11 protein-coding genes are annotated in these 21,336 nt (G+C 42.1%); 2 read left to right on the forward strand and 9 right to left on the reverse strand.

Going from position 1 to position 21,336, the window contains the following annotated elements:
* Positions 1-42: 42 nt before the first annotated feature.
* Entirely contained in the window at positions 43-408 is a 366-nt protein-coding gene (locus tag ACHCNF_RS05015) for a YccF domain-containing protein (protein ID WP_408071690.1), read from the reverse strand.
* A gap of 173 nt (positions 409-581) precedes the next feature.
* Positions 582-1,757, reverse strand: a complete 1,176-nt coding sequence (locus ACHCNF_RS05020) for an aldo/keto reductase (protein ID WP_408071691.1) — start codon at positions 1,755-1,757, stop codon at positions 582-584.
* Between the two features lie 202 nt (positions 1,758-1,959).
* Between ACHCNF_RS05020 and ACHCNF_RS05025 the strand changes: the two genes are divergently transcribed.
* Together ACHCNF_RS05025 and ACHCNF_RS05030 are read left to right on the forward strand one after the other, a co-directional pair.
* The gene (locus ACHCNF_RS05025; RefSeq protein WP_408071692.1) at positions 1,960-5,556 is read left to right on the forward strand and encodes a hybrid sensor histidine kinase/response regulator; all 3,597 of its coding nucleotides are present in this window, start codon (positions 1,960-1,962) and stop codon (positions 5,554-5,556) included.
* Positions 5,557-5,668: 112 nt separating this feature from the next.
* On the forward strand, positions 5,669-6,199 hold the full coding sequence (locus ACHCNF_RS05030; protein WP_408071693.1) for a hypothetical protein: 531 nt from the start codon (positions 5,669-5,671) through the stop codon (positions 6,197-6,199).
* A gap of 158 nt (positions 6,200-6,357) precedes the next feature.
* Here ACHCNF_RS05030 and ACHCNF_RS05035 read toward each other — a convergent pair whose 3' ends face one another.
* The 7 genes from ACHCNF_RS05035 to ACHCNF_RS05065 all read right to left on the reverse strand — a co-directional run bounded on the left by ACHCNF_RS05035 (position 6,358) and on the right by ACHCNF_RS05065 (position 21,303).
* Entirely contained in the window at positions 6,358-8,004 is a 1,647-nt protein-coding gene (locus ACHCNF_RS05035) for a glutamate synthase subunit beta (protein ID WP_408071694.1), read from the reverse strand.
* A gap of 221 nt (positions 8,005-8,225) precedes the next feature.
* The gene (gene gltB / locus ACHCNF_RS05040) at positions 8,226-12,908 is read right to left on the reverse strand and encodes a glutamate synthase large subunit (protein WP_408071695.1); all 4,683 of its coding nucleotides are present in this window, start codon (positions 12,906-12,908) and stop codon (positions 8,226-8,228) included.
* A gap of 172 nt (positions 12,909-13,080) precedes the next feature.
* The gene (locus ACHCNF_RS05045) at positions 13,081-15,189 is read right to left on the reverse strand and encodes a glutamine synthetase III family protein (protein ID WP_408071696.1); all 2,109 of its coding nucleotides are present in this window, start codon (positions 15,187-15,189) and stop codon (positions 13,081-13,083) included.
* 184 nt (positions 15,190-15,373) lie between these two features.
* Positions 15,374-16,957, reverse strand: a complete 1,584-nt coding sequence (gene asnB, locus ACHCNF_RS05050) for an asparagine synthase B (RefSeq protein WP_408071697.1) — start codon at positions 16,955-16,957, stop codon at positions 15,374-15,376.
* An 84-nt stretch (positions 16,958-17,041) separates the two neighbouring features.
* Complete coding sequence (locus ACHCNF_RS05055) at positions 17,042-18,811, reverse strand: ammonium transporter (protein ID WP_408071698.1); 1,770 nt, start codon at positions 18,809-18,811, stop codon at positions 17,042-17,044.
* A 329-nt stretch (positions 18,812-19,140) separates the two neighbouring features.
* Positions 19,141-19,944, reverse strand: a complete 804-nt coding sequence (locus tag ACHCNF_RS05060) for a hypothetical protein (protein ID WP_408071699.1) — start codon at positions 19,942-19,944, stop codon at positions 19,141-19,143.
* An 84-nt stretch (positions 19,945-20,028) separates the two neighbouring features.
* Positions 20,029-21,303 carry an MFS transporter gene (locus ACHCNF_RS05065; protein ID WP_408071700.1) on the reverse strand — a complete coding sequence of 425 codons (1,275 nt, stop codon included), beginning with the start codon at positions 21,301-21,303 and terminating at the stop codon, positions 20,029-20,031.
* Positions 21,304-21,336 lie beyond the last annotated feature (33 nt).

Genomic DNA, 21,336 nt, shown 5'->3' on the forward strand with positions numbered 1-21,336 from the left:
ACTATTTTTTTAATCTCAGGCCATATAGCCATCCGTCTTTTATCAAATTTTTATTATCTTTGCTCCAAATGGGAATAAAGAAAGCTTAGCAATTTTGAAAAACTGCTTACCAAAAGGAATTCCAATTATAGTGATGCAAAGAAAACATCCCATGAGGAAATTGCCAAGGGCCAGCTCTACCCCTGAAACTATAAACCATATAACGTTTAACAGGCATGAAACCGCTCCGCCTTCATCTACAACTTCTTTTCCGAATGGATTTAATGATATTGATGAAAGCTTAAAGCACTGGAGTCCGACAGGTATTCCCACTACCGTGATACACCACAAAATACCAGCGACCCACCATCCAATCGCACTTATTAATCCGCCGCAAATAATCCATATCAGGTTACCTAAAAATTTCATCTTCTACCCCCTTTAGAAAAACATAGAACGCATTTTCCAATTTGCATTCAAGAAGTCATATCTATATAAAATTATACCACAATAACAGCCCGTAGCTTTGGGCTGCATATGCCAATGAAAAAAGATTTGACGCCTTATATCGGCAGCTTATAAAAGCTTAAGAATATCCTGATTTAATGAACAAGTACTTTTCTTGCTATATCTATGCCGATTTTATATGGTAAAGGTCTTAAATCTCTGTCTGCCTCCTTAAGCTTTTCTCTTATGTTGATATGCTGAGGGCAGTGTTGTTCACATTTGCCGCATCCGATGCACTGGGATGCAAATCCAGGCTCTTTTCTAAGTCCCATATTCTGCGCAAATTCAAATCTTGCAGCTGACTTTTTCTCCATATACATGAGATTGTAAAAATGGAAATTCCCCGGAATATCAACTCCTTTGGGGCATGGCATACAATATCTGCAGCCTGTGCAGCCTACCTTTTCACGTTCTTTTATTATTGTTTTTATCTTATCTACAAGCTTATAGTCATCTTCATCAAAAATGCCCGGTGTTGTTTCAGATGCTATCCTGACGTTTTCATCAAGCATTTCCATGGAGTTCATGCCTGATAATACGCAGGTAACTTCAGGCTGATTCCAGAGCCACTTAAGTCCAAGCTCAGCCGATGTATACTTTTTAGGGTGTCTCTTAAGTTCTTCCTTTGCCTTGTCAGGAAGGTTTACGAGCTTTCCTCCGCGAAGAGGCTCCATGATAACTACCGGAATTTTCTTTGAAGCTGCTGCCTCCAGCCCTTTTCTTCCGGCCTGTGAATTTTCATCAAGATAATTATACTGGATCTGGCAAAAATCCCAATCATACGCATTAAGAATTTTCAGGAACATATCCGTATCACCGTGATATGAAAAACCGATATTTCTAATCTCACCTGAAGCCTTTTTGTCCTTTATCCACTGCTCTATTCCAAGAGTTTTCAAATGCTCCCACTCGCTGTAATCCGTGAACATATGCATCAGATAATAATCTATATAATCCGTGCGAAGGCGTGTCAGTTCCTCCCTAAAAGTCTTCTCTATCTGCTTGTCGGAACGCATCAGATACTGTGGAAGCTTAGTTGCTATGTTAACCTTCTTCCTGTTTCCGGATTCCTCAAGAATACGTCCGAGACACTCCTCGCTTCCGGGATAGATATATGCCGTGTCAAAATAATTTATGCCCATCTCAATGGCATGCAGTATCTCACCTTTAGTCTTTTCGTAGTCAATTGCCGTCCCCTTTTTTGAAAAACGCATACAGCCATATCCAAGCTGAGATATAGCTTCCTCATACCTGTCTTTTCTAAATTGCATCGTCATAACCTCCGTTTAAAATACCTGATTTAGCAACATTACATTGCGTGCAATCTATAATGAATTAATATATCTCTTTTCCATTAAAATGTAAATGCCAAAGATTTAATACTTTTTTCCGCTTCACTTCACTATTTGACGGTACCATGAATGCTATAATTTGTAGTAGCGCATGTTGTTTATAGACAGAGGATTAAATGCTATGGGCATCGATACTCTTGAAAATGTTTGTACTCTGCTATCAGTGACCTTCGGATCTCTGTATGCACTTTTCAAATATATCAAGACTCCCAGACGCGGATGGCTCTATCTCTCCGCTTTTTTCATGATGCACCTTCTTAGCGATTATTATTGGACCATCTACACTCTGGTCATCGGAGAAAATCCCGACGTTTCTGCATTTATGGCATATTTCGGCTGGAATATCGGGTATTTATTTATGCTCCTTTTTGCCATAAACATGCGTCCCGGAAATTCAAAGCGCTTTTTTCATCCGCTCATGCTCGTGCCAATACCTCTTGGAATCTGGCAATTTTTCATCTATATACAGTTTGGCGGTATCTTCAACAATATATGGGAAGGTGTTCTCGCTACAAGCATAGCCTGCGTAAGTTTGCAGGTAATTTTGCATTACTTCAAAAACAGGAATTCCGATTTTCCCTTTCTGCATACTGTTTTGCTCTTCTTTATCATTTTTGAATATGGAATGTGGACCTCTTCCTGCTTTGACTTTGAAACGGCATTTGTTGATCCTTACTACATATTTGCTTTTGCCGAGTGTATATCCATACTGCTTCTTGGCCGCGCCACAACAAGAGCCTATGAGCAGATTGAGATGGTAAAAGCAGAAAGAAGCACACAAGAGTCCCGCTTCACAATTCTCTTGCAGATGACAGTTGCGGTAGTTATTTTCTTTGGCGGTGTGGGCGGATACTATGCAGGTCTTTTCATGAAAAGTTCTCAGTTGTCAAAAGCCTCCTCTCCGGATGACTACAGAAGCATAGCTACAGCACTTTTCTTACTTTCAATTTTTCTTGTTGTCTTCGTAATGATGATAATCCTGATGACAACACTCCGCTATAAATCCATAGACCTTGAGCTTCCACAGGATGCAGTCATAAAACGAAGTCGTTTTAACTTCATCCTCACACTTATCATCACTTTCAGTCTCATGATCACATCAGTCATTTACACATCAAGGCTATTCTATCGAGTGTCGGTTGCAGGCGCTATGGAGGATGGACAGGCCAGAGTTTATTCAACAGCAGGTGATCTTGAAAACTACCTTGGAGTTGCAAGATCAACTCTGCTGGTTACTGCCGACACCGTTGAAATAATGCTAAAAGACGGTGCATCTCAGGATACAATTCTAAGCTACATAACAAAGCAGACAGCTAATCAGGCTCAGCAATTCGATGAAAACTTCACCGGAATCTATGCTTACATAAACAGTGAATATATGGATGGCTCCGGGTGGATTCCACCCGAGGGATATAATGCAGAATCCAGAGATTGGTATAAGGCCGCTGTGGAAGGAGGCGGAAAAACCATAATTGTGCCTCCCTATGTAGACGCTCAGACAGGATCTGTTGTTATAACTATCTGTAAGCTTCTTGATGACGGCAGAAAAGAGAGTGATTATAGCAGTCGTGAAGTTGTCGCCCTTGATATGGTTGTAAATCATGTAGCTGAGATTGCAGATACGACCTCCATAAGCGGAAAAGGGTATGCCTTCGTGGTTGGTCAGGATGGAATGATAATAGCGCACCGGGATCACAGTCTTACCGGTCGTAATGTAAATGAAGTATATGGCGAAGATTTCATGGAATGCATCTATGGAATGGACAACACTTCAATCGAAGCAGTTTTGGACGGCTCTATCCACACTCTTTTTATTGATAACGTGATAGATCAGTGGTATGTGATCATCGCTATAAGTGACAGGGAGCTCTTTGCTGAAACCTACACCCAGCTCCTTGTCAATGTACTGGTTTCCTTCATTATTTTCCTTTTCATATCCTTCTTCTATTATCTTGGATATAAAAATGAGCAGCTCAACGCAAAGAAGATGGAGGAAATGCGCTCCAATGATCTAAAGCGTGATTATGAAGCGCAGATACTTAAGCAAAAGGAAGCTTCTGCCAACGAAGCAAACCAGGCAAAAAGTAAATTTCTTGCGCAAATGTCCCATGAAATACGAACACCCATTAACGCCATTCTCGGCATGAATGAAATGATCCTTCGAACATCCAAGGACGCAAATACTCTTGAATATTCGGGCAACATTGATTCTGCAGGGAATACTCTGCTTAATCTCATAAATACCATTCTGGATTTTTCAAAGATAGAAGATGGCAAAATGGAAATTATTCCTGCAAACTATAGCACATCTTCTTTCATAAGTGATCTCATAAACACTATCAGTCAAAGAGCTGAATCAAAGGGGCTTGAGCTAGTTACGGATATCGACGAAAATCTTCCGACTACACTTTTCGGAGATGATATGCGACTAAAGCAGGTTATAGTAAACCTCCTCACTAATGCTGTTAAGTACACTGAAACCGGCTCAGTGAAGCTGACAATCAAAACCGGCGAAAGGTCCGGCGACAGCATACAGCTTCATGTATCTGTAAAAGATACCGGAATCGGTATTCGTCCTGAAGATATAAATAAACTCACTCTTTCTTTTCAGAGACTTGATGAGCAAAAGACAAGACACATCGAAGGTACAGGACTTGGCATGTCCATTGTTTCAAGTCTCCTTACCATGATGGGAAGTAAAATCTGCGTTGAAAGTACATACGGTGAGGGGTCAGATTTTTACTTTACGATCACCCAAAAGGTTATTGACGATACACCTATTGGCAATCTTGAAGGCCGCTTTGATAACATCAGTGCGGCTCGCTCCACTGAAGATCTGATCAGCGCTCCCGGTGCACGCGTACTCGTGGTAGATGATAATAACCTGAATCTCATGGTGGCAAAGAGTCTCCTCACTTTATGCCAGATTAATCCCGATGAAGCATCATCAGGAGAAGACGCAATCCGTATGATGTCTGAGAAGGCCTACGATATCGTCCTCCTCGATCACATGATGCCAAGGATGGATGGCATTGAAACCCTCAATGAACTGCAAAAGCAAAATCTCATACCTGCCGGCACAATAATGATAGCACTTACTGCCAATGCAGTTGTCGGAGCAAAGGAACAGTATCTGCAGTCCGGTTTTGATGACTACCTGTCCAAGCCCATGGAGATAAAAGAGCTTGTTGCGCTGCTAAAGAAATACCTCCCGAAAAGTGCGTATGATGATGTAATCAGTGTTTCAGCAGGAAATAAAACCGATGATAGTTCTTATCCTGGTGGTGGGATCGGCGCTGACGGTGATAGTGCAGCTAACGGCTATGGTAGTGACGAATCTGAATTTATCAAAAACAATCATGAAATTATAGAAAGCTTGAAAGGCGTCGGCATAGAAGCTGACGCAGGCATAGAATACTGCGCCGACGCCGATGCATATCTTGAAATTCTGAAATTCTTTGCAAAGGATTGTCCAAACAAAATAGCTGCCCTGAATGACAGCTATGAAAGCCAGGACTGGCATGGCTATGATGTTAAGATTCATGCATTAAAGACAAATCTTAGAACCTTGGGAATGCCAGGGCTCGGTGAAAAGGCATTCGCACTTGAAAAAGCTGCAAAAGCTGCAGATGTTGACTACATCATGGCTAATCATTCTATATTGATGGATGAATATCGCCGGATAGTTGAATCCATAAACAATATCTTCTGCTACTAATAAGTAAAAGTTTCATAGTAGCAGAATTTCTGCTCTTACTTGTTCTGCTACTTTTTGCAAATTCCTGTATGGTAGCAGAACTTATGCCTTTATTTATTCTGCTACCTTTTGCTTGTTCCTGTATGGTAGCAGAATTTATGGCTTTATTTGTTCTGCTACTTTTTGCTTGTTCCTGTATGGTAGCAGAATTTATGACTTCATTTGTTCTGCTACTCTTTGCAAATTCCTGTATAGTAGCAGAATTTATGCCTTTATTTGTTCTGCTACTCTTTGTAAATTTCTGTATGGTAGCAGAACTTATGACTTTATTTGCTCTGCTACTCTTTGCAAATTCCTGTATGGTAGCAGAATATATGGCTTTATTTGTTCTGCTACTTTTTGCTTGTTCCTGTATGGTAGCAGAATTTATGACTTCATTTGTTCTGCTACTCTTTGCAAATTCCCCTATGGTAGCAGAATTTCTGCTCTTACTTGTTCTGCTACTTTTTGCATGTTCCCCTATGGTAGCAGAACTTATGACTTCTTGAATGTAAAGATGAAAAAAGGTTCAAGAATCCTGCCTTTGGCAGGACACGCCCCTCACAGCGCAAGGGTCTGGTCCAGTACGACTATTGAATTTCTGAAGAAACTCAATAATCTATGACATCTTGAATCAAAGATTCAAGATGCCTGCAAATAGGCCATTCCAATGCGACTTCGTCGCGGGCCTATTTGCCTCCTGAATCATGTTCTCACGAAACCCGCAGCTAGTGCGGGTTTCTGAAATATCATTCAAGAACTCATATTCTCTTAAATATCAAATCAATTTGTATAACCCATCAGATACTCATCAACTTCCTTAGCGCAGGCTCTGCCCTCAGCGATAGCCCATACTACAAGGGATTGGCCACGGCGCATGTCACCTGCCGAAAAGATTTTGGTTCCTTCTACGCGATAACTGCCATCCGGTGTAAGTACTGTTCCGCGCTGAGTTTTCTTAAGAGAAAATGCATCCGCAGAGTAGTCTTCGCAGCCTATGAACCCAGCTGCAATCAACAATAGCTCGCACTTTATTTTCTTCTCGGTGCCGGGAACCTCAGCAAGCTTTCCGTCCTTAAATGTTACTTTTACTGTTTCAATCTGCTTAAGCGCACCCTTCTTATCAGTCTCGATGCTCTTTACTGTAGTCTCAAAAACTCTGGGATCACTTCCAAAAACGTGAATTGCTTCCTCATGACCGTAATCAGTCTTTAAGACCTTTGGCCATTCAGGCCAAGGATTACCTGCTGCTCTTGCAACCGGTGGCTTGGGCATTATTTCAAGTGCGGTAACTGACTTCGCACCATGCCTTATCACCGTTCCGATGCAATCATTGCCGGTATCTCCGCCACCAACTATGACTACATTCTTGCCTGCAGCGTCTATGTATCCACCTTGTGATTTGAGTAAATCTACTGTCCTATATTCAGGACTTGTAATCATCCGGTAATTTCTAATTACTGCTTCATCAGATGTCACATCACATCCATCATATCCATTATTATCAAGCTTAGTCCCCTTATCAGATGCTTTCATCAAAGCCTTTGTTGTGCTGGTAAGGAAATCAACCGCATAAAAAATGCCCTTTATCTTAGAAGGATCTGCCATGCCACCTTTAGTATCTCCTTTAGCGTCGTCTTTAACACCGCCTTTAACGCCGCCTGATACAGAAAGTGGGCGCTCTTTCTTGGCCCCACAACACAAAACCACAGCATCAAAACCTGCAAGGATTTCAGAAGCTTCCTTGTCTTTTCCGACATTTACTCCTGTATGGAATACTACTCCCTCCATTTCCATGAGCCTGCGTCTTCTTTTTATGACACTCTTATCAAGTTTCATGTTCGGTATTCCGTACATGAGAAGGCCACCGATTTCGTCCTCGCGTTCAAAAACTTCCACCTCGTGGCCCCTGTGATTAAGCTCATCCGCGACAGCAAGTCCTGATGGTCCGCTTCCCACGACTGCAACCTTTTTCCCGCTTCTTATCTTAGGTATGAACGGTTTAATGTACCCCTTTTCATAGGCTGTTTCAACAAGGTACAGCTCGTTATCATGCACCGTCACCGCATCGCCATACTGTCCACACATGCAGGCTTTCTCGCATAACGCAGGACAGACACGGCCTGTGAACTCAGGAAAATTGCTGGTCTTATGAAGCCTTGCAAAGGAGTGCTCGTCATGACCTCTATAAAGTTCATCATTCCATTCAGGAATCAGATTGTGCAGCGGGCATCCTGTAACCATTCCTCCAAGTTGCATCGCCGACTGACAAAATGGGACTCCACAGTTCATGCACCTTGAAGCCTGCTGCCTTCTCTTCTCTGTATCCAACGGTTTGTGAAATTCCTCGAAACTTTTTATTCTGTCTGACGGCGGAATGTCAGTGTTGTTTTTTCTCTCATATTCTAAAAAACCTGTATCTTTTCCCATGTTAACCTCATCTGTCGACTTGACTCTAACCTTCCAAACAGAAGGACCTCACTAGTCTATTGTTTTGTGTAAATCCCCATCATCGCATTTGATTAAGAAATGTCCTTAAGCATTTGATTTAAGTGAATCCCTTGATCATTTTCTATAAGGAATTATTTTAATTATTTTCTTTTTAGAAATTCCCTTATAAAAACCCTTATGCATTTTTTTGTATGCATCTCTTATGTCAATTCCTTAAATGCCTCTAAAACTGCATGCTCGTGGTCTATGCCCTGTTCCTCATACTTACCGATTGCTGTGAGCATCTTCTGGTAATCGTTGGGAACAATTTTCTTAAAGTCAGGAATGTACTTATCAAAATCCGCAAGGATCTCAGCTCCGTATTCTGACCCGGTCTCAGCAACGTAGTCTTCCAGTATTTCTTTTAGCTCCGCAATATCGTATTTCTCAGATAGTTCTGTGAGTGATGCCATATCCTTATTCATTCGAAGGTAAAGAGTATGCTCTCTGTCCAGAACATAAGCTATTCCGCCGCTCATTCCTGCAGCAAAGTTTTTACCTGTCATTCCAAGGATAACTGCTCTTCCTCCTGTCATGTACTCAAGTCCGTGATCACCACATCCCTCAGATACCGCAATTGCTCCGGAATTTCTTACACAGAATCTCTCTCCTGCCACGCCGCAGACATAAGCTTTACCTGCTGTTGCTCCGTAAAGAGCAACATTTCCTATTATGATATTTTCATGAGCCTTGTAGGTTGCCTTTTTGGAAGGTGTTACAATCACCTTTCCTCCGGATAGTCCTTTTCCGAAGCCATCATTGGCATCACCGTAAAGCTTAAGTGTAACGCCCTTTGGAAGAAATGCACCAAATGACTGACCACCGCCACCATGAGCCTCCACTACAACCGAGTCATCCGGAAGTGAGTTCTTAAAGTCTGCAGTTACTCTGCTTCCAAGAAGTGTTCCAAAGCTTCTGTCAGTACTTGATATATTAACCTTTATGTTTAGTACCGTCTTCCTATTAGAAAATCCACTATCATAAGATAAGTATTCAGTATTTCCTCTAAATGCACCGGCACCATCACCAATAGAGGATTCCAAATCTCCTCTAAATGCTCCGGCACTGTCACCAATTGAGGATTCCGCATTTTCTCCAAACGCTCCCACTCCATCAGCAAGATAAGCTTCCATGTGTTTCTTAAGTGCTTTCTTTGCCTTGTCGTACTCCGGAATAAGTATTTTTTTGTCGAGAGTCTTCTCAAGTCCGAAGTCATACACATCGACAGGGTCAAAATGGTTTTTAGCTTTTTCCGAATATCCCTTGCTCAGAATTCTGCTAAGGTCAGCGGCGTCCTTACACCTTGCACTCGGAACGCTTCTCATCTTCAGACAGTCGGTTCTTCCAACCATATCCTCGAGCTTTTTAAAACCAAGCTCACTCATAATCTCACGTAGCTGCCTTGCTACAAAGATCATAAAGTTCATTACATGCTCAGGTTTTCCTGCAAATCTTTTCCTAAGCTCCTCGTTCTGAGTAGCAATTCCAACAGGGCAGGTATCCTTAGAGCATACTCTCATCATCATGCACCCCATACATACAAGGGGAGCTGTAGCAAATCCGAATTCCTCTGCACCAAGAAGGGCAGCTATAGCCACGTCTCTACCTGTCATGAGCTTACCGTCGGTCTCCAGCACTACTCTGCTTCTAAGGCCGTTATCAAGAAGGGACTGATGAGCCTCACTTACACCAAGTTCCCACGGAAGTCCTGCATGGTGAACCGAGGATGAAGGAGCAGCGCCTGTTCCTCCATCATATCCTGATACGAGAATTACCTGCGCACCTGCCTTTGCAACACCTGATGCAATCGTTCCAACGCCTGCTTCCGACACCAGCTTTACCGATATTCTCGCCTTGTCATTTGCGTTTTTCAGGTCATATATCAGCTGAGCAAGATCCTCTATAGAATAAATATCATGGTGTGGAGGTGGTGATATCAGTGCAACTCCGGGCGTTGAAAATCTGGTTGCAGCTACCCATGGGTACACCTTTTTTCCGGGAAGGTGTCCGCCTTCACCGGGCTTTGCTCCCTGTGCCATCTTTATCTGAATTTCCTTAGCGCTCTGCAGATATCTGCTTGTAACTCCGAATCTTCCGGATGCTACCTGCTTTACTGCGCTGTTTTTATTAGTGCCAAAACGTGCTACATCCTCTCCGCCTTCGCCGGTATTTGATTTTCCTCCAAGCCTGTTCATGGCTATGGCAAGAGTCTCATGTGCTTCCTTTGATAGTGAACCATAGGACATGGCTCCAGTCTGAAAACGCTTAACAATCTCCTCTTCACTTTCAACCTCATCAAGCGGCACAGGTTTTCCTGCAGGCACAAAAGACATAAGTGCCCTAAGTGTGTGAGGTCTGTCCTCATCATCCACCATTTTTGTATATTCCTTGAAGCGCTCGTAATCGCCCTCACGCACTGCTCTCTGAAGTGTGACAATTGTCTTGGGGCTGTACATGTGGTCTTCCTTGTCGTCGCCGCTTCTAAGTGAATGAAATCCTATGGAGTCGAGAGTTGTATCAGTGGATAATCCCAGTGGATCAAAGGCTTTGTTGTGCCTAAGCTCAACATCCTCACCGATTTCTTTTATACCAATTCCGCCGACGCGGCTTATGGTACCTGTAAAGTACTTATCTACAAACTCTGCTGAAAGTCCTATTGCCTCAAAAATCCTGGCCGACTGATAGGACTGAAGTGTTGAGATTCCCATCTTCGCAGCAATTTTTACCACACCACCAAGAAGAGCCTTATTGTAGTCAGCTATAGCTGTGTGGTAATCCTTATCAAGAATTCCGATATCTATCAGCTCTGCTATGCACTCCTGAGCAAGATACGGATTTATAGCTCTTGCACCAAAACCGAGAAGCGTAGCGATTTGATGAACATCCCTGGGCTCTCCACTCTCAAGTATCAGTGAAACAGCTGTCCGTTTTTTTGTACTCACAAGATGCTGCTCAACAGCAGATACTGCAAGAAGTGAAGGTATAGGCATATGGTTTTCATCAACACCTCTGTCGGAGAGGATTATTATGTTCACCCCATCAGAAGCAGCTCTGTCAACTGAGATGCAAAGCTGTTCCAGTGCTCTCTCAACAGGCGTGTTTTTATAATATAAAAGTGATATCTTTCTGACATGGAACCCGGGCTGATCAAGTGCCTCTATCTTCATAAGGTCAACGCCTGTAAGGATAGGGTTATTGACTTCAAGCACGCGACAGTTATCACTTTTTTCTTTTAAAAGATTACCGTCAGATCCGATGTATACTGTAGTGTCAGTCACTACTTTTTCCCTGAGGGAATCAATAGGCGGATTGGTAACCTGGGCAAAAAGCTGCTTAAAATAACAAAACAGAGGCTGGTGGTGCTGTGAAAGCATAGCAAGCGGAATGTCGCTGCCCATGGAAACTGTTGGCTCGATTCCATTCATGGCCATCGGCATTATCTGATTTTTCACATCCTCATAGGAATACCCGAAAACCTTGTAGAGCTTATCGCGCATTTCCTGCGTACTGCGCGGTATCTTTTTATTGGGAATATCAAGAGAGGCGAGGTGCAGAAGATATCTGTCCAGCCATTCGCCATATGGCTTTGCGGTTGCATACTTCTCCTTGCACTCCTCATCTGAAATTATACGACCCTGTCTGGTATCAACCAAAAGCATATGCCCCGGTGAAAGGCGTGACTTCTTCAAAATATTCTCCTCAGGAATGTCCAGAACACCTACCTCTGATGAGAGGATAAGTCTACCATCCTTGGTGACATAATATCTTGAGGGGCGAAGTCCGTTTCTATCAAGAGTTGCTCCGAAGACCTCTCCATCTGTGAAAAGTACAGCAGCAGGTCCATCCCAGGGCTCCATCATGGTCGCATAATAATGATAAAAATCTTTCCTGTCCTGCTCCATGAAATCGTTGTGCTTCCAAGGCTCAGGAATAGTGAGCATCATGGCAAGCGGCAGATCCATTCCATTCATGTAAAGGAATTCCAATGTATTATCAAGCATTGCAGAATCAGATCCTGATGATGCAATCACAGGGTATACTTTTCCCAGGTCATCTCCGAACACATCTGAAGACATTGTCTCTTCACGTGCCAGCATTCTGTCGCTGTTTCCGCGAATAGTATTGATCTCGCCGTTGTGAGCTATCATTCTGTAGGGATGAGCTCTCTGCCAGGAAGGCGTGGTATTGGTTGAGAAACGGCTGTGAACAAGCGCAACTGCTGTATGATAGTCAGGTGATAGCAAATCTTCATAAAAATTGCGTAGCTGCCCCACAAGGAACATTCCCTTATACACAATAGTTCTTGATGAAAATGAGCAGATATAGGTATCCTCAGAAGATTTCTCATACTCACGTCGTAGCTGATATAGTCTTCTGTCAAACTCTATTCCTTTATCAGCATCATCCGGTCTTTCAACGAAACATTGGCTGATATAGGGCATGCAGTCTCTTGCCACTTCTCCCAGAATCTCAGGATGAATTTCTGCGTCTCTCCACCCAAGAACCTTTAAATTTTCTTTCTCAGCTATTACTTCAAGCATTCGCTTTGCAAACATTCTTTTCATGGAATCCTGAGGAAAAAAGAACATACCTATTCCATAATCACCTGCTGCTCCAAGCGTGATTCCTGCTTCCTTAGCTTTTTTTGAAAAGAATTTGTGCGAGATTTGTACAAGAATTCCTACACCGTCCCCCACTTTTCCTGTAGCATCTTTTCCGGCTCTGTGCTCAAGCTTCTCGACGATACTAAGTGCATCATCTAAAACTTTATTGTCCGGTTTTCCGTCTATATTAATTACAGCGCCGATACCACAGGCATCACGCTCATTCATCCAAGTTTCCATTATGTACCGCCTTCTAAATATGTTAAAATGCGCCGATGAGCACATAAATATGCTCACCGGTGCTTTTTTGATTTTTACAACTATAGATTCCAGCTTTTTCTAAAATGAGAATCGAATTATATCTGCCTCCTCAAAATGTAGGATTGGATCTTGCCAGATATAGGCTATTTCCTTATCTAAGTGAGAACAACATCTGACCATAGGTGGGATAGCTTAAGTATTTATCAGGAATGAGTGCTTCTGCTTCATCCGCATACTTTCTAAGTTCGTCCATATCTGCAAGTATTGTCTGCTGATAGTAGCTTGCCTGATCCAATAGTTCTTCCTTTTCCTCTGCTATCTTTGTGTCTTTGGCGAGCTTATCCAGTGCCTTGCACATTCCTGCAGAAGCTTCGTCAATTGTCTGAAGTACACCGGTCTCAAGTACTGAGCTTCCATCGCCAAGTAGGCTCTTCTTCTGAAGTATTTCCTTTCCAAGGTCCTTCTGGTAGGAAATTATTCCCTCAGTCAGATCCTTCCTTACCATCTCCTGCATTGTGAGTGCCTCGATGTGCACTGACTTTGAATAGTTCTCCAGAAGAATGTCATATCTTGAATGAATCTCTTCCTTAGTAAAGATTCCGTGCTTTGTGAAAAGTTCAACTGACTCATCACTGATCCAGTAGGGCATTGCATCCGGAAGTGACTTGAGGTTCGGAAGCCCTCTCTTTGCTGCTTCCTCAACCCACTCATCTGTATATCCGTTTCCGTTAAAAAGAATTCTCTTATGAGCATCAAGCTCTTCCTTTAATACTTCCGCGATCTTATCCTTAAGTTCATCTCCGCTGTAGCCCTCGAGCTTTTTATAAAGCTTTGCCACCTCTTCTGCTACTGCAGTATTGAGAACGATGTTAGCATTGGCTACGGAAACTGATGATCCGGGCATACGGAATTCGAACTTGTTTCCTGTGAAAGCAAAGGGTGATGTTCTGTTTCTGTCTGTGTTGTCCTTTGTAAAATGAGGAAGTACCTTTGCACCCATAGCCATCTGAATCTTGCCCTGGCTTACATAGGCCTTTCCTTCTTCAACTCCCTTAAGTACTTCTGCAAGCTCATCACCTACGAAAATTGAAATAATAGCCGGCGGTGCCTCATTGCCTCCAAGTCTGTGATCGTTTCCTGCAGATGCTACTGAGAGTCTCAAAATAGGAGCATACTCATCAACCGCTGAAATAACAGCCATAAGGAAAAGCAGGAACGGTATGTTTTCGCCGGGATTCTTGCCGGGATCAAGAAGATTCATTCCTGTATCTGTGCAAACTGACCAGTTGTTGTGTTTACCTGATCCATTAATTCCTTCGAATGGCTTTTCATGTAAAAGGCATGCATAGTTGTGTTTATCCGCAACTTTTTTCATAACTTCCATGGTAAGCTGGTTGTGGTCAACTGCGATGTTTGCAGTCTCAAAAACAGGTGCCATCTCATGCTGAGAAGGAGCAACCTCGTTGTGCTTTGTTTTAGCAGGTATTCCCAGCTTCCAAAGTTCTTCATCCAGGTCATGCATGTAAGCGGAAACCTTGGGCTTGATAACTCCAAAGTAGTGATCCTCCATCTCCTGACCTTTCGTAGCCGGAGCGCCTATGAGGGTACGTCCGGTAAAAAGAAGGTCCTTTCTCTTTTTGTAGAAGTCCTTATCAATTAAGAAATACTCCTGCTCAGAGCCGATTGTGGTGTTTACGCGCTTTACATCCTCATATCCAAGGAGATGCAATAATTTCACTGATTCTCTGGACAGAGCTTCCATCGAGCGCAAAAGAGGTGTTTTCTTGTCGAGCGCTTCTCCGCCATATGAACAGAATGCAGTGGGAATGTAAAGTGAACCATCTTTTATGAATGCAGGAGATGAAGGATCCCATGCTGTATAGCCACGTGCTTCAAAGGTTGCACGAAGACCACCTGAAGGAAAACTTGATGCATCAGGTTCACCCTTTACCAGTTCTTTTCCGGAAAACTCCATGATGATGGAGCCGTTATCTGTAGGTGAGATAAAGCTGTCGTGTTTTTCTGCCGTAAGTCCTGTCATGGGCTGGAACCAGTGTGTGTAATGTGTTGCACCGTTTTCAATTGCCCATTCCTTCATGACTGCAGCTACTGTGTTAGCAACATCAAGTTCCAAATGACTTCCCATCTCAATAGTCTTGTGAACTGCCTTATAAATGTCTTTGGGAAGTCTCTCTCTCATAATCTTGTCATTAAAAACAAGGCATCCGAATTCTTCTGTAAGTTTACTTGCTTCTATCATACTTTCCTCCTAATTTAATCCGGTTCCCAGGCGCATATATTTGATTTCACTCTCGTTGCTTACGCATAATCGATTGAAATCAAATATATGCGCCTTAGAACCTCACTCATAAATGATTAACTTGTATATTTGTGATTTAGAACTAACCTTTATAATTCGTCTGTGATTCAAGGAATAATATAGGTTATTTACCACTGGCACCGTAATTGGAGAGGACTCTCGCTGACGGGTCATTTACGTCGCAGCCCTTCCAGGTTTTGTTGGGCATCCAGAAATCTATTACCATATCCGATTGTTCCGGATAGTATTTTTCAAATAATTCTCTGTAAAGTAGTGATTCTTTTGTAAAAGGTGTTGCATGAGTGTACTTGTTTTTAAGCTGCACATATTCATCATCCGTGTATTTGGATTCTGCATATTCTATCAGGTCATCCCTTAGTGAATGTCCAACCGCATCCGAAAATGCCGCTTTCTCTCTCATGAGAATTGAATGAGGTATGAACTTATCAGGTTCAAAAGCTTTTCTTAACAGGTATTTACCCATTCCGTAGGTGTTGAGCTTTTTCTCCGGATCTATACTCATTACGTAGTCCACAAAATCAAGATCTCCAAAAGGTACTCTTGCTTCAAGAGAGTTTACGCTGATGCATCTGTCTGCGCGAAGGACGTCATACATGTGCAGCTCTCTTACTCTCTTTTTGGCTTCTTCCTGAAAAGCCTGCGCTGTGGGAGCAAAGTCTGTGTACTTATATCCAAAAAGCTCATCTGAAATCTCGCCTGTAAGTACCACCTTTATATCTGTGTTTTCATGGATCCATTTACACAGAAGATACATTCCTATTGATGCTCTTATGGTTGTTATGTCGTAGGTTCCAAGAGCTTTTACTACAGGTTCAAGTGCATCCAGGACATCCTGTTTACTGATGATCACTTCATGGTGATTACTGTGAATGTACTCAGCGACCTCTCTTGCATACTTAAGGTCTATCGCATCTATGTCCATTCCTATTGCAAAGGTCTCTATCGGCTTATCAGACAGTCTTGCCGCAACTCCACAGACAAGGGATGAATCCAGACCTCCTGAAAGAAGGAATCCAACAGGAGCATCTGCATCCAATCTCTTCTTTATTCCATTAAGAAGCTTGTCGTGAATATTTTTTGTAATTGTTTCAAGGTTATCTGTTCGAACCTCTTTTACACAGGTCATGTCTCTGTAGCATATGAACCTGCCATCCTCGTAGTAGTGTCCCGGAGGAAAAGGCATTATTTTCTTGCACACACCTGTGAGATTTTTAGGTTCAGAAGCAAACAATATGTAGCCGTCATCATCATATCCGTAGTACAGAGGTCGTATTCCGATAGGATCTCGTGCAGCTATGAATTTTCTCTTTTCGTCATCATAGATAACCATTGCAAACTCAGCATCAAGAAGTGAAAAGAGTTTTGTTCCAAGCTTCTCATATAAAGGAAGTATGATCTCACAATCGCTGTCACTCTCGAAGGTGTAGCCAAGAGATTTAAGGTAATTTTTCAAAGAATTAAAACCATATAGCTCCCCGTTGCAGATAACAGCATTGCCATTTAAAGTAAAGGGCTGCATACCTTTGCAGTTAAGTCCCATGATTGCAAGTCTGTTAAATCCAAGCCATCCACCCTTTACCTTCAGTGTCCTTGATTTGTCAGGACCTCTTGAAGCTGTTCTTTGAAGCATTTCTTCAAAAAACTCCTTACTTATTTCTTCTCTTGTATATGTGAGAATTGCGCACATATTGTTTGTTCCTCCCGGGGTACTATTTATATATTTAGTGTAAACGCATGACTTCTATTTGTTTCTTCATGCTGCATCACTCTTTTATTCAGCGTCCGCCAATGCTAAAACTCCCTCTTCGCCTGTGCGAATCTTAACTACATTGTCAATGCTGTAAACGAAAATCTTACCGTCGCCGATTTTTCCTGTATAAAGTGTTCTCTTAGCTGCCTCAATGACATCCTCAACAGGTATCTTGCTGACAACAACTTCAAGCTTGATCTTGGGAAGGAGTGTTACATCCATCTCAACTCCGCGGTACTTCTGACCTGAACCCTTCTGAACACCACAGCCCATAACCTGAGTTACTGTCATGCCTGTTACGCCAAGCTCATTCATAGCTTTACGGAGCTTGTCATATCTTGAAAGCTTAGTTACAATTACTACCTTATGAATTGCTGCATCTGTCTTAACAGGCGCTGTAACAACAGGTACGGAAGCATTTTTCTGGAACTCGCTTGCTGTATCGTAATCACTTACACCAAGGTCTGTATTTTCATTGACATCCATGTTAAGTGTATTGGAGATATCCATGAGTGCAAATCCTGAGTAAGCAGATGCAAGGCCGTGCTCTGTAGCATCCAGTCCTGTGATCTCTTCTTCCTCTGTTACGCGAAGACCAAGTGTAGCCTTAATTACTGCGAAAGTGATTGTGATAGTTACTGCTGTCCATGCTGCAACTGCTGCAAAACCTATTAACTGAATACCAAGAAGCTTAAAGCCGCCGCCGTAGAAAAGACCTGTCATCTCATTTCCTGCTGCATCTGCGATGCTGTAACCGGGTGCTGCATTTGTTGCAAAAAGACCAACTGCAATTGTTCCCCATATACCGTTTAAGCAGTGAACTGCAACAGCACCAACGGGATCATCTACGTGAAGCTTGTAATCAAGGAACCATACACCAAAGCAAACAAGAATTCCTGCTACGATTCCAATCACTATTGCTCCGAAAGCATCTGTTACATCACAGGGAGCAGTGATTGCTACAAGTCCTGCAAGTGATGCGTTAAGACACATTGAAACATCAGGCTTGCCATATTTAAGCCACGTGAAAACCATACAAGTTACGGTTGCAAGTGCAGGTGCAATTGTTGTTGTTACAAATACGCTTCCAAGCTGCTCAACTGTAGTACATGCTGCTCCGTTGAATCCATACCATCCAAGCCAGAGAATGAAAACACCAAGAGCTGCTGCGGTAAGATTGTGTCCGGGAAAAGCGTTTACTTTAACCACATCCCCATTAGCATCCTTCTCGAACTTACCAATACGTGGTCCTAAGAGCGCAGCACCTATAAGAGCTGAGATACCGCCAACCATGTGGATACATGTTGAACCTGCAAAATCGTGGAAGCCTATCTGTGAAAGGAATCCGCCGCCCCATGTCCAGTGAGCTTCGATAGGATAGATGACTGCTGAGATAACTGCCGAGTACACACAATAGGAAATAAATTTTGTTCTCTCAGCCATGGATCCTGAAACAATTGTTGCTGTGGTTGCACAGAACACTAAGTTGAATACGAAATTGGACCAGTCAAAATTTGCATAGCTTGTGAAAATATCAAATCCCGGTCTGCCGATGATTCCCATCACATCCTCTCCAAGAAGAAGGCCAAAACCGATAAGAATAAAAACTACTGTACCGATACAGAAATCCATCAGATTTTTCATTATAATGTTTCCTGTATTTTTGGCTCTGGTAAATCCGGCCTCACACATTGCAAATCCCGCCTGCATCCAGAATACAAGAGCTGCTCCTATCAAAAACCAGACTCCGAAAACACTCGAATCAATTGCACTTAAAATATCACTACTCATAACCTGCTCCTCCTGATGCGCTTATACGCAAGAAAGCGGCGCAACAGGGCGGGTAATAATACCCGATGCCCCATTGCACCGCTAAATAATTTCATTGATTTTTACGAATTTGTCTCCGGAGTATAATTCGTAGTTTTCATAGGTGGATTTCCGAACGATTTTCCCTTGTTTTTCGTTCTGAAAATCATTCATAAGATAATAATCCTATGATATAGAAAAAGGCGCCTTAGAGTGTTATCTCTAAGACGCCCTTGTCTTTTATAGTTTGTGATTGTACGCTTACAAAAATATTCTGTCAAGGCACAAATTTAATATTTTAAAAAACTTTTTTATTTGACTTTTTTTACTCTTACCTGATAAGGTCTTACTGAGCCTGTAGAATCACTAAGCTTAATATAATATTTCTTACCCTTCTTAAGCTTGACAGTTGTTACCTTAGTCCATCCTTTTGAGCTTTGAACCATAGTTTTTACGTCCTGCTTTGTCTTGGATTTAAATCCTTCTGCATAAAAATAGCCCCAGTTGTCAGTATTTGTATCAACAACCTCAAACTTGTATTTTCCTGTCTTAGGAGCTTTGAAAACATACCAGTCAACATCGGAAGTTACAGAATTAAGAACACCGCTGTATACCTTTTTTACCTTTGCAAGCTTGTCAGCGTTTTTAGCAAGGTTATTGCTCTCTGTCTCAAAGTTAGCAGGTACTTCGTTTACTACCTTAAATTCATAAGTGTATGTATATCTATCATATTGATCTGAAATTGAATATGTTGCAGTCTTGCCGGGTTCAAGTGCAAACTCAGGTGATGCATATGCACCTTTTCCCAGGAATGTAGTTGTTTTCCAATACTGCTTATAATCAATTACCAGCTTGGAATCTGTATAGTTTCCGGATATCTCTTTACCATTTTCATTCACAACCTTAATAAGAGCTGTCTCAATTCTGAAATATCCCTTAGCAGGAGTAGTAAAGGTAAAATCAAATCTGCCATTTCCCTTAAGTGTCTTAGTGTAAGTCTGATTTAACTGGATCTGTTCTGCTGCCTTTACATCAGCCTTACCAAGTGCAATAACGGTAAGTGCTGCCGCAAAAAGAATTGTGACTTTTGAGATCTTTTGAATTATAGTTTTCATTTTTCTTCCCCTTTTCTTAATATAGTGTCCCAAAACTCCATTATTTTAACACACTATACCTTTAATAACAAATAAGTTTCCATTTCATCTGCCGGTGCTTTCTTTTGATGCTATAATGCGTTTTTTGGGAATCATATCTCCCGTTGCCAGAAACATCAGTATCATTCCCAAAGTTGCTACAGCCCCTCCGATAATGGATATATTTTTTGTGGTCGTAACTTCAAGAAGATACCCCGCACTGATATTGGCAATAATCCCTGCAAAACCTGAAAGTCCAACTGCCAAAAGCCCCTGGGCCTTTACAGCATCCGCGCGGTCTACTATCGAATCTGCATAATAAACAGATGAAACCATATACAATCCGGAGAAGAAAAAATGAATAACCTGAAGACCAATAAACACCTGAATATGAGTTATGAAGATCATGGAAATGAATTTAATAGCTGATGCCACTCCCGATATTCTGAGTAGAGTCCCCGCAGAAGTTTTCCTTAAGAAAAACATGCCAAGTGCTACGGCAGGCATCTCGGAGAAGGCAGTAACTGACAATACAAGCCCCATCTCTGCTTCTGTGCCGCCATACCCTCTTACAAAATATATCATGTATGTTCCAAGAACCATCTGCATAAAATAAATCATCATGACACTTATAAGAAAAACATCATACCTTGGATATTTTAAAAAGAACTGAATAAGTCCGCTTGGAGTCTCATCTGTAATCCTGCGGCCTTTTTCTATATCACTTGGGGAAATCTTTTTTTGCTCATTATTTTGTTCATCAGCTGTCCCATATTTTGGACTTTCTGATAATTTGATTTTCTCCATCGAAATCAAAATCACAAAAGATACGACATAGATAAAAATAAAAATCGGTATAATTATCTCTACGCCAAATGCGCCTGTGATCTGCCCTGCCGCATATCCTGCCGAGGCATACCCCATAGATCCAAGGCTCCTTGCAATACCAAAATTAACCTTGTATCCCATCTTGTTATATTTAAGGCACAGAGCGGTCAGCAGTGGAGACAAAGTGGTAGTAAGGCCAAAAGCTACTGCCATACCAGCAAAAGTTGCCGCGTGCACATCAGGGAACATCCACATAAGCACACCTGACGCTATAGCTCCCAATATAAGCGCACCTATAATATGCTTTACAGTTATTTTCTTTGATTTATCCGCAAGTGCCGATGTATACGTCTGAAGCAGCATGGCAAGTACCGCGCCCAGCGTAGTTACATATCCCACGTCAGAAGCTGAAAACCCCCTTGATATCAAAAGGACTGTCGCAAAGGATGACACAAGAAGATAATCGATCCAATAACCAAATTGTAATGTAGCATATTTAATATTTAGTCTCATATAATTACCACCACAAAAACCTGTAACAGGCTT

This window comes from Butyrivibrio sp. NATIVEDY162, from assembly GCF_045999815.1.
Lineage (GTDB): Bacteria > Bacillota > Clostridia > Lachnospirales > Lachnospiraceae > Butyrivibrio.